This window comes from Psychrobacter sp. Ps7 (assembly GCF_022129225.1).
Lineage (GTDB): Bacteria > Pseudomonadota > Gammaproteobacteria > Pseudomonadales > Moraxellaceae > Psychrobacter > Psychrobacter immobilis_A.
Genome location: NZ_JADQAH010000004.1, coordinates 139,616 through 156,455 on the forward strand (window position 1 = coordinate 139,616; position 16,840 = coordinate 156,455).

Sequence of the window (16,840 nt, forward strand, 5' to 3'; positions counted from 1 at the left end):
AGTCCTTCATATAAATAAAGAAAAGATAGGCAGGCGTTCATGAAAGCACCGCATATATTAATGATGGCCGCGGGTACTGGCGGGCATGTGTTCCCAGCGCTGGCAGTGGCTGAGGAATTGACTCAGCGTGGTGCGGTTATTCATTGGCTAGGAACGCCAAATGGTATGGAAAATGGCTTGGTTGCACCGACTGGTTATCCTTTTCATGCGATTGAGATGCAGGGTTTACGCGGTAAAGGAATCGGGCGTTTATTGAAGTTGCCAGTGACTTTATTATCAGCGACGATGGCAGTTATAAAGGTGATTCGTAGTAATCAAATTGACATAGTTGTCGGTTTCGGTGGTTATGTGACAGCGCCTGGCGGCATCGCTGCACGTCTGACCAATACGCCTCTGATTATCCATGAACAAAATGCCATTGCAGGCATGAGTAATCGCTACCTATCCAAGATTGCAACCAAGGTACTGCAAGCATTTGAGGATACCTTTGCCAATAGTGCACAGGATGCTAAGCTTGAAACGGTGGGTAACCCAGTACGCAATGCTATCACTGGTGTCTCTGAACCAACGGTGCGTTATGATGTTAATGACAACTCACCGCTCAAATTGTTGGTGGTGGGTGGCTCACTTGGTGCACAAGCCTTAAACGACACTGTGCCAAAAGCGCTGGTATTGCTCAATCAGCCTTTTGAAGTGCGTCACCAATGCGGGCGTAACAATGAGGCTGCCACACAAGCGGCTTACGATGAGCAAGACTTGAGTATGCACAAGTTTGTGGTACAGTCTTTTATCGACGATATGGCCGCCGCTTATAATTGGGCAGATATTATTGTTTGCCGAGCAGGCGCATTGACGGTTACGGAAATCCAGAACGTTGGTATTGCCGCAATTTTTGTACCGCTGCCGCATGCGGTAGATGACCATCAGACTGCTAATGCCTGCACTTTAACCTCACACGATGCGGCGATTTTGTTACCGCAGTCTGAGTTGACAGCGCAGCGTTTGAGCAATGAGCTTGCTGCCCTTAATCGAGAGAAGTGCCTAGCGATGGCCAAAAAAGGCCATGCCCTTGCCAATCGAAGTGCGAGCAAGCAAGTTGCTGATATTATCTGGCAAACGCTGTAGCCTATATTCTTATAACTGACTGTTTTTATTACCAATTATTTTGATACACTAAATTGTATTAGCCTTAATAAAGAGAAGCCCTATGTCTAACCCTGCGAAAGCTCTACCTAAGCGTTTGATTGAAATACCAGAAATGCGTCGTATTCAGCATTTGCATTTTGTCGGTATTGGTGGCTCGGGGATGTGCGGTATCGCGGAGGTGATGAACAATCAAGGTTATCAAGTAAGTGGTTCCGATATCGCTGAGAGTTTAGTAACCAAACGTTTGGCACAGATTGGTATTGATATTGCGATCGGTCATGATTCTAAGAACATCGCCAATGCTGATGTCATCGTTGTATCGTCAGCGATTGATCGCAGCAACCCTGAAGTAAAAGCGGCATTAGAAGCACGTTTGCCAGTGGTACGCCGTGCCGATATGCTGGGCGAGTTGATGCGTTATCGTCACGGTATCGCTGTTGCTGGCGCTCATGGCAAAACCACGACGACCAGTTTGTTGACTACCATGATGGCAGAAGGGCAACTCGATCCTACCTACGTAATTGGCGGTAAGCTGAATGCATCTGGTAAAAATGCTGCGCTGGGTAGCAGTCGTTTCTTGGTGGCAGAAGCCGATGAGTCTGATGCGTCGTTTTTATCGTTACATCCGATGGCCGCGATTATCACCAATATCGATCAAGACCATATGGAAACGTATGAGAATAGTTTTGATAAATTGAAAGCCGCTTATATTCAGTTTTTACAAAATATGCCATTCTATGGTTTGGCGGTGGTCTGCGGTGACGATCCTGAATTGTATGCGATGATTGATGATATTGGTCGTCCCGTACTGACCTTTGGACTTGAGCCTTTTAACGACGTTCAAGCCATCGACTTGGTAACGGAAGGCACGAAAACTCACTTCACGGTACTGCGCCGTGACCGTGAACCTTTACGTTTGACTCTCAATATTCCTGGTACTCACAACGTTTACAATGCACTTGCTGCTATTACCATGGCGACTGATGAAGGGGTGGATGACGAAGCGATCAAACGCGCTCTGCAAAAATTTGAAGGCGTTGGTCGCCGTTTTGAGCAGCATGCCTCTGTCAATCTTGATGATGGTAATGTTTTATTGATTGACGATTATGGTCATCACCCAAAAGAAGTCGATGCCACCATTAAAGCGGCCCGTCAAAGCTTCCCTGAACGTCGTTTGGTAATGATGTTTCAGCCGCACCGTTATAGTCGTACGCGTGATTGCTTCGATGATTTTGTTGAAGTACTCTCTAGCGTTGATGAATTATTATTATTAGACGTATATTCAGCAGGTGAAAGCCCAATTACTGGCGCTGATACCAAATCATTGGCGCGTAGTATTCGGTTGCGCGGTGAAGTTGAACCGACGATTATTGACAAGGACAATTTAGCTCCTGTCATGCAGCGTTTATTAAAAGCCAATGACATGCTCATTACTCAAGGTGCAGGTAATGTAGGGCAGATCGCTGTCGACTTGGCTGCCAATAACCTTTACATTAAGTAAGCTAAAAAATTCTAGGAACGATCTTCATGACGACTGATACTAAAGAAAATACCAGCACTCAAAATTTAGATAATTTAGATAGCAATGATGCCACTCTAAACACGACGACCAGTGATGCAAAAGATGCCAGACAGTTTGGTAAAGTGGCGGTTGTCTATGGCGGCAGTAGCAATGAACGCAGCGTATCGTTAGACAGCGGTGCTGCCGTATTGCAGGCGCTACAAAACCAAGGCGTTGATGCCACTCATTTCGATCCTAAGCATCAAGACATCACAGAGCTACGCGAGTATGACCGCGTGTTCAACGTACTGCATGGTCGCGGCGGCGAGGATGGTTTGTTGCAAGGTGTGCTGCAATGGTTTGATATTCCGCAGACGGGTTCAGGGATTTTGGCATCAGCGCTGGGTATGGATAAGGTTCGTACCAAGCAATTATGGCAAGGTTGTGGGTTAGCAACCGCTCCATTTTCATTGTTAACAGCTGAGACTGACTGGCAGCAAGTGGTGAATATGCTTGGCTTGCCGCTGATTATCAAACCAGTCCATGAAGGCTCAAGTATCGGTATGACCAAAGTCAATAACCTTGATGAATTGCCTGCCGCTTATGCAACGGCGGTGCAGTGCGGTGACGCGGTGATGGCTGAGCGCTGGATTACTGGGCGCGAATTTACCATTGTTATTATCGATGACGAAGCTTATCCGGTTATTCGCCTTGAGCCTGCTGATATTACCAACTTCTACGATTTTGAAGCCAAGTATAATCGTAATGATACCAGTTACTATATTCCGTGTGGTTTGAGCGCTGCTGATGAAAAGCATTTACAAGATCTGAGCCTTGCAGCGTTCCGTGCCGTTGATGCCAAAGGCTGGGGACGCATCGATGCTATGCAAGATGAAGCAGGCAACTTCTGGTTGCTTGAAATCAATACAGTGCCAGGCATGACCAGCCATAGCTTGGTTCCGATGGCAGCCAAGGCTCGAGGCATGGACTTTGATGCATTGTGCTGGCATATTTTAGCGCAGACATTAGAGTGACTGGTATAGCAGTTATTGCTTAAATAGTTATTTAGCATTGCTACTTTTCAATATTGTTCATTCTTTAACATTGTTCATAATGCTATTGATATTTATTGAGACAGTTGTCATTAATAGGCTGTCTTAATAAACCAGTGATAAAACTTATGAATCATTAGATTTGAATTTTTCTTATAGCCTAAGAATACTAGTAGACGAGAACGGGTTAATGTATCACTAGAGCTGCTATACCACAGCGTCATGTAAACTTGTGTAAATTCGTTGTCACTAGTAGGGGTTAAGCTATTGTTTAACCATAAAATACGTTAATATTGTAATTATAGGTCTGTTTTAGTGATATTTCTGTTTTCTATGAATTTAGCCCATAAGTTATTCATAAATTAAGAAAAATGTTACGTTTAAATGAGCATAATGTCATCCTATAAATCGTTTTAGTAAAATATTTTGATAATATGTCAACTTAATAGGCCTCTGCAAAAATATGCAGATTTACATTTATAAATAGCATGATCAGTTTTATGCAAATATAGGGACAAAGGTCGTTATGGCTCAAACTGTCAACGAGGTAACTGACTTGATGAGTGATAAAACCCGTCGCCCAAACTCTAAGTTCCAAGTACCGACTTCGCTCAAATATTTTTTTATGGTATTGGTACTAGGGTTGCTCGTACTGATATTGATAATGGGTGGAAAAGCGTTGCGTGATGCACCGCCAGCTTCTATCCATGTGAATAATCAGGGTTTGACCGTTACCCAATATCGCGCATTGCAACAGGTTATGAATCAACAAAAGGTAAGCAGCTTTTTTACCTCTGATTTGCAAGCGTTAAGAGATATTACGACGGGTCTGGCTTGGGTTGATCAGGTCAGTATTTCTCGTGATTGGCAACGGGGCATAGTCGTTACCGCATTACCTAAGCAAGCGGTTGCTAATTTTGGTACAGAGCGTTTGGTGGATGCAAAAGGTGCGGTTTTTGTCCCTGCTGATAGTAAAGATCTGACGCAAGAACGCTTCGCCACCTTACAAGGTGAGATAACGCAAGCCCCAGTTATCATGCAGCAGATGCAGCAAGTTAACGACTGGTATGCGCCACTTGGTATGCAAGTCGAAGATATTATCCTGTCACCAAGAATGACTTGGCTGATTCGTTTTGACAATGGACTGCGTGTGATTGTTGATAATGAGAATACTGCGCAAAAGCTGCTGAGTTTAAGTCAGCTGCTCGGCAATCAGTTAAGTGAGCGTCGAGGCGAAATACAGTCTGTAGATTTGCGCTATAAAAATGGTTTTACCATTGCTTGGGATATGGCACAGCCAAAAATTGATGAAGCAGAATAACGATAGATAGATAGCACAAGCAAAAACTGGTTAGCATTTTAGTTTGAGCTATTTTGATAGTTTGTAGCACAGAATATACAACATCATAGCGTGTTGATAACGCTTTTTTTAATGATCTAATGGAGACGTCATTTGGTCTCCTGTTTAGCGATAATTTGTCTGGTACCATGAAAAATACTGAAAATCTGGTTGTTGTCCATCTAAGTGCCACGGCAGTCTATGTCGTCATTGGTAACGTTGTCTCTGCAAAAGACATCCGTATTCTGGGCGTGGGACAAGTCAAAAATAGCGATTTTTACCAAGGTCAAATAAAACACCGTGAACGTCTACAAGGTGCTATTAAACAAGCCATTCAAGAAGCAGAAGATACTGCCAATTGCCGCGTGCATAGTGTGTGGTTGACCTTAGCGACACCGGAATTATCGAGCAAAAATAGTGCAGGCGAGGTACGTGTAGAAGATGAGGCGGTACGTGCCAAAGATATGGTGCAGGCGTTGTCTAATGCCAAGTCACGCGATCTATCATCAGACTATTATTTAATGCATTGCTGTCAGCAAGGTATTTATGTCGATGATCAAGATTTCATGGTGGATGATGCGATCGAAATGATGGCGCATAATATTACTGTGATGTACCACATGATGATGATGCCCGTTGCTAGTCGTCAGAATATCCAAAAATTATTGCAAAGCTGTGATGTTGGTATTGACCACATTGTATTTGATGCAGTGACGAGTGCTGAATATAGTTTGATGAGTGACGAGCGCCAGCAAGGGGTTTGTTTGGTAGATATTGGTGCTAGTACGACCAGTATTTGCGTTTATAAAGAAAACAAGCTGATATTTACCCATTGTATCGCGACAGGCAGCCACGAAGTGACGATGGATATCTCAGCTGATTTTGGTATCTCCATGATTGAAGCTGAAAAGCTGAAAAAAACCCATGGTACTGTCGATGTCAATAGTGTCGATCCTAGCTCATTCTTTATCTTTAAACCACAAGGAACAGGTGACGAGATTAATATTGGTATTTATAATCTAGCCCGCATTATAGAGGCGCGCTATGTGCAGATATTTACGGAAGTTGCTCGTCAATTGCATGAGGCTGATCTCATCGGCTATATCGACAAAGGTATCGTACTCACAGGTGGCGGTACGGCGATTAAAGGTATGATACCCTTTACCAAAAAATTGCTCAAAATGCCCGTAGTATTAACCAACACTCATCCTGCTATTAGTGCTCATAATCATTTTGATAATGATGAGTCATTTAAGCAGCTAAACAGTCAAGTAAATGATCGTGCTTATCAAACGGCATTTGGTACACTATTATATAGTCAAAGCGAGCAGTTTCGCCGTAGTGAAAAAAGCGAGCCTGAAGCGATTCAAAAAAATCGAGTCACTGGTGTTTTTCAAAGTGCAGGGCAGCGTTTTGCTAGTGTACTCAAAAAGATATTATAATCTGTTAGCAAAACATACTTATATTAAGCAGCATAAGAGTATGCAGCTATATAATAGGCAAGAATACGAAAAGTAACACCCTGTACCATACTGGCATATTTTGGCTAGCACAATTATCTAAGCCATTGCCCTGTTTTATTTAAATACAATTATATATAGTAAGTCGATAGCGCGCCATATAAGTGTGTTACCAAGTATCGACCATCACGCTATCTGCAACTGGAGAAACCTTTTTATGTCAAAATACACCATGCCAGATGATAACCAGCCTCAAAATAACGGCCAAGCAAGCTTCACTGTATTCGGTGTTGGTGGTGGTGGCGGTAATGCGGTTGAACATATGGTACAACAAGGGATTAGAGGTGTAACGTTCGTCTGTGCTAATACGGATAAACAAGCGCTTGATCGTTTAACTGCACCGCATAAATTGCAACTTGGCGCAAAAACGAATCGCGGTTTGGGCGCAGGGGCGAACCCAGAAGTTGGGCGTGAAGCAGCAGAAAGCGAAGAAGAAGCCATCCGTGCATTACTCGAACATTCAGACATGGTGTTCATCACTGCTGGTATGGGCGGTGGTACGGGCACAGGTGCGGCGCCTGTGGTTGCTCGTATTGCTAAAGAAATGGAAGTTTTGACAGTTGCCGTCGTAACTACGCCATTTAAGTTTGAAGGTGGCAAACGTATCAAGGCTGCTAAGGCTGGTATTGAGCAATTGACTAACTTTGTTGATTCTATCATTACGATTCCGAATGATAAGTTGATGAGTGTCTATGGCAATATCTCTATGCAGGATGCCTTTAAAAAAGCGGACGATGTGTTATTACATGCAGTTCAAGGTATTGCTGAAACTATTGCTAGTGAAGGTATGATCAATATCGACTTTAACGATATCCGCACTGCTATGACTGCCAAAGGTCATGCGATGATGGGTATCGGCCGTGCTAGCGGCGATGATCGTGCGCGTCAAGCAACTGAGAAAGCCATCAGATCACCATTACTTGATGACTTGCGTTTAGAAAATGCAAAAGGTCTATTGGTTAATGTGATTTCTTCTGAATCACTCTCATTGGATGAGATGAGCAAAATCAGTGTTATTGTCGAAGAAATTACAGATATCGACGATGCACATATTTTCTATGGTTCAGTGATTGATGAAAAAATGGGTGATGATTTACATGTCACTGTTATTGCAACGGGTCTGACTTTAGATGAAAACGCTGGGCAAGAGCCAGAAGTAGTCGAGGCACCAGTTCCTTCTGTCAATAGCACTCAGCCTGTTGACCCTAACGTGCATACCAGTGCTTTAAACAGCCAGAAGCAATCGCAAGCTCAGATGTATCAAGAAACGGCTAGTGCTACTCGCTCAAGCGCGCCTCAAGAGCAGGCGAAAACCAAAACCAATAGCATTCAAGACTATCTAAAACGTCAACAAAATAAATAATATTTTCAGATGTTTGGAATAAAAAAAGCCAGTACTAAGTTGCTGGCTTTTTTGTGTTTATAGAAAATGTCCATATATTAGCAAACTGATTCAGCTATGAGCGCGCTCTATTTATAAAAATCGCCTCTCGATGCGAAAATAATCATTAATAAATAGGCGTATAAAACAATTTATGATTGTAACATTTGGCTGTTATTTCCCTGTTTTAACAGAGGCAATGTGATCAATAAGACATGAGAACCATCAAAATTTATTGACGATAAGTGTTATCAATCAAGGAGATAAGGAAATTAGCGAGTTTTAACTATGGCGAACTAGGGGCGGGTAATGATACACTATGGCAATTGTAACAAAATATGTGAGAAGACAGCCATGAACCAAAGAACCATAAAAACTGCTATTGCTGTTACAGGTATTGGTCTCCATAGTGGTCAGCCTGTTGACTTAGAGTTTCATCCGCAACCTATTGATACAGGTATTGTTTTCGAGCGTTCTGATATCGAAGGCAGTCAGCCGATTCCAGCCAGTGCTTTTTTAGTACAAGACACTATGATGTCGTCAAACCTAGTGTTTGGTGGCACACGTGTGGGGACGGTCGAGCATTTGCTTAGTGCCATTGCAGGACTTGGCGTGGATAACCTTTTAATTCGTGTATCGGCCTCAGAGATACCGATTATGGATGGTAGTGCCGCTCCTTTTGTAGCGTTGCTGCTTGACGCAGGATTCTGTGAACAAGATGCTTTAAAGAAGTTTATAAAAATCGTCAGACCTGTAAGAGTAAAAGTAGACGATAAATGGGCAGAACTGCGTCCTTATGAAGGGTTTGAGCTAAATTTTGAGATTGATTTTGATCATCCTGCTATCGACAAAGATTTTCAGCATGCCCAGTTGCAGTTTTCGACGCAAAACTTCATTGAGCAATTGAGTTCAGCCCGTACTTTTGGATTTTTACGAGATATAGAAGCCTTACGTCAGAATAATTTGGCGTTAGGAGGCAGTATGGATAATGCTATTGTTATTGATGAGGCAAATATTCTTAACGAAGAAGGTCTGCGTTTTAATGATGAGTTCGTTCGCCATAAAATTTTGGATGCTTTAGGTGATTTATATTTGATTGGCTATCCGATTTTGGGTCGATTTAATGCTTATAAATCTGGTCACGCGTTAAACAATTTATTGGTACGTGAGATACTATCTGACCATAATAATTTTGAAATTGTAACTTTTGATGACAATGTAACATGCCCAATTCAGTATTTACCTCTCGAAGGTTTGACTGTTGAAGGATGAATACAGGAATATACACGAAGTATCGAAACATTTACGCAATATTACATAATCCGGCTGTAATTACATTCTAATAATATTCGTTTTTTTGAATGTATTGTTTAGATTATTTTAACAATTCTGCTCTAGAGTAGAGAATATCGAAGCTGTGGATAGTTTTTCAATCATCTGTTGGTGACGTTCATAATGTGAACGGAGCTAGCAGGTGATTTTTTTTGTTTGCACCATTACAAAATCGCAGCGTTATCAGCTGATTTTTACGGTTTTTTTTACACAACTTTACATAGTAACATTAATAATTTCAATGATTTGCCAGACGTAAAAGTGCTTTTTTGAGATTTTCATCAGTGGTGACATGCTCTGCGGCCTGTGATATAGTCCGCTTTGTGTTTTGGCTAAGAGCCTGATTTTCATTGGCTTTACTAGATTTTGACAAAGTTGCTGATACTGCTGATAGTTGTTTAGATGAATGATTATCAGCTGAATTTTTAGCTACGACGACGCGAATTTGCTTGAGTTGTTTAAATGTAATTGACTGCTCTGTTAAGACTTGCAAATAAGCGCTCTGCAAATAGCGAATATGATTGGCAGCAGTCATTGAGCCCACACTGAGTATTAATTGCTCGTAGGTGAGGCCTACGACCCAACAGGTATTAAGAATTTCTTCAGGTAGACAATCTACCAATAGCTCTTTTACCTCGTTGGTCGCTTCTATGTATAGCCGCATATTGTCAGCAAGCGTTCGGGGTAGTGCGCTACCAGCAAAAGCTTGATGGTCGATAAGTTGGGCAAGCCGATTTGGCTGTTTTTTTGACATCGTGATGACTCATCTAATAGGTGACAAAATCGATATTCATAATTGACATGCTAAAGGCAATTGATACTGAACGATTTGCGAGACAGTGAACTAAGCGGAATATGGTATTAACAGATAATACCAGCATTAGTCACTACAGAAGAAATAGCGGGCTGTTTTAACAAGGATTTTATCATGTTTTTGTAATGATCATCTCCTCTAAACTAATTGATGCTTTGTCACGGATGACGAGCGGTCTTGTATTAACAATAGGTAGTAAATTTATGAAACAAGCTTTATTAATTTTGTCAGTATTGGGAATGGGTATAGCACAGACAAGTGGTGCTGTCGAAACAACCTTTCAACCAAATAATACCTTGAGTCATACCATCACTAACATCTCTGCTTCTGCGAACTACGGTTCTAGCCGCAATATCTATAGCACTAGCAGTGGTGCTCATGTATATAGCAATGATGAGATCAGTCAAGCCATTGATAATTTAAGTGCGCATGCCAAGCAAAAAGAATACCAGCTTGCTTCGCTTACCAGCCGTTTGTCTTATGAGCAGCGTCAGCAGCAATCAAGCCGCGCTCCTGATCGCAATTCTGCTCCTGCTATCGCAGCGGCAAGTGCATCGCGAGTAGCGTTATCTAGAAGCTCTGGCTACTGTGCTCGCTATGTACGTAAAGCGCTACAATCAGCAGGTTACGAATTTACGCCTAACCCTTCAGCTTATCAGTATGCCTCTCGCGGCACACTTGCTCAAGCAGGTTTTACCAAGATCAGTAATGATATGCAGCCACAAGTGGGTGACGTCGTTGTCTATAATCGTACGTCAAACCGTCCACATGGTCATATCCAGATCTTTGATGGTAACGATTGGGTATCTGATTTCCGCCAAAACAGCATTAGCCCATACAGTGGCACTTACAGCTATACGACATGGCGTGATTCGCAATATGTCGATGATGCATCAGACCGTGGTATTTACCTCGCGATGGCTGACAAATAGCAGCCAGTTAGATGTAACCTAAGTTAAAAGTTTTCTCCAAATCCAGTAATGCTCTTTATAGCGTTGCTGGTTTTTTTTGCGCTTTGAGTTGTGATGCTTAAGTTAAAAGTAGAGTTAAAGCTCAAATTTTGACCAGTGGCTACGATTGTGAAAGTCAGGCGGGGAGGCGTGGTTTGAGGCAAAATATAAAGCAATCTCACCAAACCATAAAATAACGCAAGGATGTATTTGCTCAATCACAGTATTTGCGATGACGTACTGCTGATTCGGTAGTTGGGTCATCGACACCCCAAAGCTGCGCTCATAATGATGAGGTTTATTTGCGACTGATGGATCATTAAATAAAGGATTCTCTACGTACCTTAATGTTGGCTTTACATTATTTATCCAATTAATAGACGCGCGCGCTTGTCCATCAGCTGCATGTAAGGGTGTTGGTGGTAAGGTCGCAGGATTACGATAGCTTGCAAATTGATATAGCGCGTAACGACCGTCTGGATTGGCATTAATCTCGATATAGGGCATTGCCTTTTGAGCATCCGTTAGATTTTCATCATTTATCAGACGACCAGCGATAAAACACTCAAGGCAAGTCTCTTCCCACAAGTAATCATCGAATTTTACTTGCGCTTGCTGCCACATTGACCAGTTTAGCTGCTTTGCTAGCATTTGGTTGGGCAGGGTGAGTCGATAGGTTAGCTGTAAGTATAGTGATGGTTGTCGAATGACCTGAGCACGCACATTTATACAGATGCGCTGCAACTCATCCACTGTTACACCCAGTTGCTGCGCATCATTTACTATGGTTTCGGTGGCCACACAGAGATTGAATGATTGATTCATAAGTTAAGACCCGACAATAAAAATATAGAAGTAACTATAAGAAAAATGGTACCGACTAAGCGAGCTAATATTACACGCTAAGTAAATCTAAAACGAGCAGACAACATAAAAGCCGCGAGCAAGATGCATCGCGGCTTTTACATTTATCGTCACCATTTGGCTATGATTTGAGTTGATATGGCATATCATACCATCACATCACTCAAACCAGCTGGTCATCACATATTATTATGCATGACGTGCTAAGTTAGACAATTTTGGGTTGGCGTTTGGATTTTTACGTAGTAACAATGCCATACGACCAATAGAATGAACCAAAGACGCGTTAGCCGCTTTGGCAAGTTCCGCACCGATGACATCGCGCTCTTCTTTCGTGCCAGCAGGCAGTTTTACTTTGATTAGCTCATGATCTGATAGCGCGCGATCAATCTCTTCAGTAATGGTTGGGGTAATACCTTTGTTGCCAATCATGACGATAGGTTTGAGGTCGTGACCAATGCCTCTTAGGCGTTTGATAGTAGCGTTATCGAGTTGCATAGAATTCCTAGGTGTTGGTAAAAATAAAAGACAGTGCTATTAAGAGCAGTTGACGATCATTATAGATAATCTGTGGTCATCTTGCATGAGATCAGCAGGATTTTGCACGATTTTACGTGATGAAAATGTTAAACTGAATGTTTGGGCACATTATAAACGCTACTGTCTGATAAATCAGTGTTTTAACCAATAGAATTTCGCCAGTCTAAGACTGTAAATGTATAAAAATCTTGATTGATAGAATATTCGAATGAATTTAACCCATATCGAAAGTGCTTCACAAATCTTTTAGCTACTTCAGTAATATGTATGAATGTTTTGCAAAGCAATAGGAGTAGGTATTTTGGCCACGCGTATCGAAAATAAAAAACTGTCAAAGAGTAGTAGCGCTTGGATGAAAGAGCATATTGACGATCATTATGTGCAAAAAGCGCAAAAAGATGGCTATCGTGCCCGTGCCGCCTATAAGTTATTAGAAATTAATGAAAAGACCAATATTATTAAAAAAGGCATGACGGTTGTCGATTTGGGCAGTGCTCCAGGCAGTTGGTCTCAAGTGGCAGGTCAGCTAGTAGGCGAAAAAGGTATTTTGATTGCCTCTGATATTCTGCCAATGGATACATTGCCTGATGTGACCTTTATTCAAGGCGACTTTCGCGAAGCAGACGTGTTTGATGCGATCATGGCAGAGGTTGGTGATAGGCAGGTCGATGTAGTGCTGTCCGATATGGCACCAAATACGGCAGGAAACAGCGCAATCGATCAGCCACGTATGATGTATTTATGTGAGCTAGCAGTGGACTTCGCGCTTGCAACCTTACCAGAAGGTGGCGCACTTATTATGAAAGTGTTTCAAGGTGAAGGCACACAAGAATTACGCAAGCAGATGCAGCAGGATTTTAGTAAAATCCGTAGTATCAAGCCGGGTGCATCACGACCACGGTCAAAAGAGATGTTTTGGATAGCGATTAAATAATCATAACGTCGTTATTTCACAGCCATTGTAAGCGAGATAATGTGTCACTATAACATAGTCTCATGAGCGCATTGAACCCGCTACAATCGTTAACTGAATAATAGCGAAACCTGCTTGAATTATGCAGGTTAGCACCACATATCATGGTATATTAACTTTGTTTCAAGCATATGTTTTAGGCAAAGTCGTCTGACAATAAGCGCCTGATGTGCTCATCTACGATAGATATATAGGTCATTGATATTTATAACTTGTGAAAACAGTCCCCATGCAGCATTTGTGTTGTATGAGTTTGAATCATAAATTTTGGCTATGAATATATCTACTAAAAAATGAGCGATACGTTTATAGACGTCACGTGTTTAATAAACACACCAATAAGTAAGGGATGGGAATAACTAGTGAGCGACATGGTAAAAAATACCTTATTGTGGCTGGTGGTAATCGGCGTTTTGGTGCTGGTGTTTAGCGGCTTTGATCAATCATCCGAGCCGGATAGCCTTAACTACTCTGAGTTTGTGACCGCTGTGTCAGAAAACCAAGTAGCCAGCGTTGAAATCGATGGCGAGCAAATCACCGGCGAAAAGAAAAATGGTTCATCATTTGAGACCATTAGACCAGCTGTGTCAGATGATGAGCTCATGCCATTGCTGCGTGAGAACCAAGTCGAAGTCCAAGGGACTGCCCCAAAACGCCAAAGCGTGTTGATGCAATTACTGATAGCCAGTTTCCCAATTCTATTGATTATTGGTCTGTTTCTATTCTTCATGCGTAACATGCAAGGCGGCGCTGGCGGTAAAGGCGGCGGCCCTATGAGCTTTGGTAAGTCAAAAGCTAAAATGCTGACTGAAGACCAAATCAAGGTGAACTTTGAAGATGTGGCTGGTTGTGAAGAGGCCAAAGAAGAAGTGGTTGAAGTGGTCGAGTTTTTACGCGACCCTGATAAATTTACCAAACTGGGTGCGACGATTCCACGTGGTATCTTAATGGTAGGTCCTCCAGGTACCGGTAAAACCTTGTTAGCCAGAGCCATTGCGGGTGAAGCTAAAGTGCCGTTCTTCTCAATCTCAGGTTCTGATTTTGTTGAAATGTTTGTCGGTGTCGGTGCCTCACGTGTACGCGATATGTTCGAACAGGCTAAAAAGAGCGCGCCTTGCATCATCTTTATTGATGAAATTGATGCGGTCGGTCGTCATCGTGGCTCTGGTATGGGCGGTGGTAATGATGAGCGTGAGCAGACACTGAACCAATTATTGGTCGAAATGGATGGTTTTGAAGGCAATGAAGGCGTGATCGTCATTGCAGCGACCAACCGTGCGGATGTGCTTGATAAAGCGCTATTGCGTCCAGGTCGTTTTGACCGTCAGGTACAAGTGGGCTTGCCAGATATCAAAGGCCGTGAGCAAATTCTTAAAGTGCATTTGAGAAAGCTGCCGAATACTATCGGTGTGGATGCCAATGCACTGGCTCGTGGTACGCCTGGATTTAGTGGTGCGCAGCTGGCCAACCTTGTCAACGAAGCGGCATTGTTTGCGGCACGTCGCAACAAGACCAGCGTCGATATGAATGACTTTGAAGATGCAAAAGATAAGCTTTATATGGGTCCTGAGCGTAAATCAATGGTCATTCGTGAAGAGGAGCGCCGTGCGACCGCTTATCATGAAGCAGGTCACGCCTTAGTCGCTGAGCTACTACCAGGTACCGATCCTGTGCATAAAGTAACGATCATGCCGCGTGGTTTTGCGCTTGGGGTTACTTGGCAGTTGCCAGAGCATGACCAAACCAGTATGTATAAATCAAAAATGCTGAGCGATATTGCTATCTTATTCGGCGGTCGTATCGCTGAAGAAGTCTTTATCAATCAAATGTCGACGGGTGCTTCTAACGACTTCGAACGTGCAACCAAGATGGCTCGCGCCATGGTAACGAAGTACGGTATGTCTGATGCGCTTGGTATTATGGTTTATGAAGACGAAGACAGCTCGCAAGGCTATTTTGGTTCTAGTAGCCGTACGATTTCGGAAGCTACTCAACAAAAGGTCGATGAAGAAGTCCGCCGTATGTTGGAAGAGCAATATGATATCGCGCGCGAATTGATTGAAGGCAATCAAGAAAAAATGCATGCCATGGTTGATGCCTTGATGAAATGGGAAACAATTGATCGTGATCAGTTGCAAGATATCTTAGCTGGTGAAGATCCACGTCCACCTAGGGTCTATCAGCACAACGAAGTCAACTTATCGAAGAATGATATCAAAACAACCAACTCAACACCGCCACCGTTACCAGCGATGTAGTTATTAATTGATTCATATCAAATAGAAAAAGCCCTTTATCATAAAGGGCTTTTTTGTTATCCATATTTCGTGAAGGGTTTAGTACAGAATAGAGTTTACTGGTATCATAAGCACAACGCATAACAAGCAGTCTGCAATAATTAGAATGTTTTGATGAGAGATAATTTGGTTATGTCCTTATTTCAGCCCTTACCCAGCTATAAGATATCAAGTCGTGATAAAACACTAGATCTATCGCAGCCTCATATTATGGGTATTCTTAATGTCACACCCGATTCGTTTTCAGACGGTGGACAGTTCAATGTGGTAGATAAAGCAGTTGCGCATTGTCAGCAAATGATAGAAGAGGGTGCGACTATTATTGACATTGGCGGTGAGTCTACTCGCCCCAATGCGGATGCTGTGGGCACGTCTGAAGAGCTGCAACGTGTTGTGCCAGTGGTTCGAGCCATCCGCCGGCATTGCGGAGAGGCTATTTGGCTATCCATTGATACCAGCAATCCAGAGGTTATGAAAGCGGCTTTTGACGCTGGTGCTGATATTTGGAATGATGTACGCGCACTCAAACGCGAGGGTGCAGCAGTACTAGCGGCTGAGCTTGATATACCCATCATGCTGATGCATATGCGCGGCGAGCCAACAACGATGAATAATTTGGCACACTATGATGATGTCATTAGTGACGTAAGAGCTGAGCTGTTATCGCGTATTGACGAAGTAACAAAAATCGGTGTTAAGCGTGAGAAAATTATTATCGATCCAGGCTTTGGTTTTGCGAAAGATTATGAGCATCATTGCGCACTATTAAGCCAGCTTAGCAGGCTACAAGCGCTTGGTTTACCGATGATGTTTGGCATTTCACGCAAGCGTTTTTTAGCGGAAGTATTGAGCAAGAGTGGCGTCGAAGCCGTTGCAACGACTAAAGCGCAAGAACGTGATGTGGTAGGTACGGCAGCTGGTATCTTTGCCCTACAGCAAGGCGCTGGCATTATACGCACCCATAATGTGGCGATGATGCAGCAAGCAGTCGCCTTATGGCGTCAATTATCCGCGCATAATTATCCTTAATCCCAATTTAAAATGATGAGAGTACTTTTATGACCACCCCGATTCAGCCAGAACCAACCAATGAACAGCGCCGCATTATCTATCAAGCACGCCGCGGATTAA

General features: G+C 42.8%; 14 protein-coding genes. 11 read left to right on the forward strand and 3 right to left on the reverse strand.

Annotation, left to right across the window (positions count from 1 at the left end; genetic code table 11):
• The first annotated feature begins 39 nt into the window (after positions 1 to 39).
• The 7 genes from murG to lpxC all read left to right on the forward strand — a co-directional run bounded on the left by murG (position 40) and on the right by lpxC (position 9,211).
• Positions 40 to 1,125, forward strand: a complete 1,086-nt coding sequence (gene murG, locus I3257_RS02975; protein WP_238048771.1) for an undecaprenyldiphospho-muramoylpentapeptide beta-N-acetylglucosaminyltransferase — start codon at positions 40 to 42, stop codon at positions 1,123 to 1,125.
• An 82-nt stretch (positions 1,126 to 1,207) separates the two neighbouring features.
• On the forward strand, positions 1,208 to 2,647 hold the full coding sequence (murC, locus tag I3257_RS02980) for a UDP-N-acetylmuramate--L-alanine ligase (RefSeq protein WP_238048772.1): 1,440 nt from the start codon (positions 1,208 to 1,210) through the stop codon (positions 2,645 to 2,647).
• A 26-nt stretch (positions 2,648 to 2,673) separates the two neighbouring features.
• Positions 2,674 to 3,681: a D-alanine--D-alanine ligase gene (locus tag I3257_RS02985; RefSeq protein ID WP_201600490.1), complete on the forward strand. Its 1,008-nt coding sequence runs from the start codon at positions 2,674 to 2,676 to the stop codon at positions 3,679 to 3,681.
• Between the two features lie 544 nt (positions 3,682 to 4,225).
• Positions 4,226 to 5,020, forward strand: a complete 795-nt coding sequence (locus tag I3257_RS02990) for a cell division protein FtsQ/DivIB (protein WP_201581980.1) — start codon at positions 4,226 to 4,228, stop codon at positions 5,018 to 5,020.
• 167 nt (positions 5,021 to 5,187) lie between these two features.
• A complete protein-coding gene (ftsA, locus tag I3257_RS02995) occupies positions 5,188 to 6,480 on the forward strand; it encodes a cell division protein FtsA (RefSeq protein ID WP_198329470.1) in 1,293 nt (430 codons plus the stop codon).
• 235 nt (positions 6,481 to 6,715) lie between these two features.
• Entirely contained in the window at positions 6,716 to 7,921 is a 1,206-nt protein-coding gene (gene ftsZ / locus I3257_RS03000) for a cell division protein FtsZ (protein WP_045454113.1), read from the forward strand.
• A 372-nt stretch (positions 7,922 to 8,293) separates the two neighbouring features.
• The gene (gene lpxC, locus I3257_RS03005; RefSeq protein WP_055124715.1) at positions 8,294 to 9,211 is read left to right on the forward strand and encodes a UDP-3-O-acyl-N-acetylglucosamine deacetylase; all 918 of its coding nucleotides are present in this window, start codon (positions 8,294 to 8,296) and stop codon (positions 9,209 to 9,211) included.
• A 298-nt stretch (positions 9,212 to 9,509) separates the two neighbouring features.
• Here the strand turns inward: lpxC and I3257_RS03010 are convergent, their stop codons facing one another.
• Positions 9,510 to 10,025, reverse strand: coding sequence for a hypothetical protein (locus tag I3257_RS03010; protein ID WP_238048773.1), 516 nt, complete (start codon positions 10,023 to 10,025; stop codon positions 9,510 to 9,512).
• A 263-nt stretch (positions 10,026 to 10,288) separates the two neighbouring features.
• Here I3257_RS03010 and I3257_RS03015 point away from each other — a divergent pair, with 263 nt between their 5' ends.
• Positions 10,289 to 11,017, forward strand: a complete 729-nt coding sequence (locus I3257_RS03015; RefSeq protein WP_238048774.1) for a CHAP domain-containing protein — start codon at positions 10,289 to 10,291, stop codon at positions 11,015 to 11,017.
• Positions 11,018 to 11,131: 114 nt separating this feature from the next.
• On the opposite strand, the gene I3257_RS03020 is transcribed toward I3257_RS03015, so the two are convergent.
• Both I3257_RS03020 and I3257_RS03025 read right to left on the reverse strand, forming a co-directional pair.
• On the reverse strand, positions 11,132 to 11,860 hold the full coding sequence (locus tag I3257_RS03020) for a hypothetical protein (protein ID WP_238048775.1): 729 nt from the start codon (positions 11,858 to 11,860) through the stop codon (positions 11,132 to 11,134).
• Positions 11,861 to 12,088: 228 nt separating this feature from the next.
• Positions 12,089 to 12,397: a YhbY family RNA-binding protein gene (locus tag I3257_RS03025; RefSeq protein WP_045444184.1), complete on the reverse strand. Its 309-nt coding sequence runs from the start codon at positions 12,395 to 12,397 to the stop codon at positions 12,089 to 12,091.
• A 343-nt stretch (positions 12,398 to 12,740) separates the two neighbouring features.
• On the opposite strand from I3257_RS03025, the gene I3257_RS03030 reads away from it, so the two are divergent.
• The 3 genes from I3257_RS03030 (at position 12,741) to folP (ending at position 16,738) form a co-directional block, all read left to right on the forward strand.
• On the forward strand, positions 12,741 to 13,373 hold the full coding sequence (locus I3257_RS03030; RefSeq protein WP_055124712.1) for an RlmE family RNA methyltransferase: 633 nt from the start codon (positions 12,741 to 12,743) through the stop codon (positions 13,371 to 13,373).
• Between the two features lie 401 nt (positions 13,374 to 13,774).
• Positions 13,775 to 15,670: an ATP-dependent zinc metalloprotease FtsH gene (gene ftsH, locus I3257_RS03035; protein ID WP_055124711.1), complete on the forward strand. Its 1,896-nt coding sequence runs from the start codon at positions 13,775 to 13,777 to the stop codon at positions 15,668 to 15,670.
• Between the two features lie 171 nt (positions 15,671 to 15,841).
• Positions 15,842 to 16,738, forward strand: a complete 897-nt coding sequence (gene folP, locus I3257_RS03040) for a dihydropteroate synthase (protein ID WP_238048776.1) — start codon at positions 15,842 to 15,844, stop codon at positions 16,736 to 16,738.
• The last annotated feature ends 102 nt before the right edge of the window (positions 16,739 to 16,840 follow it).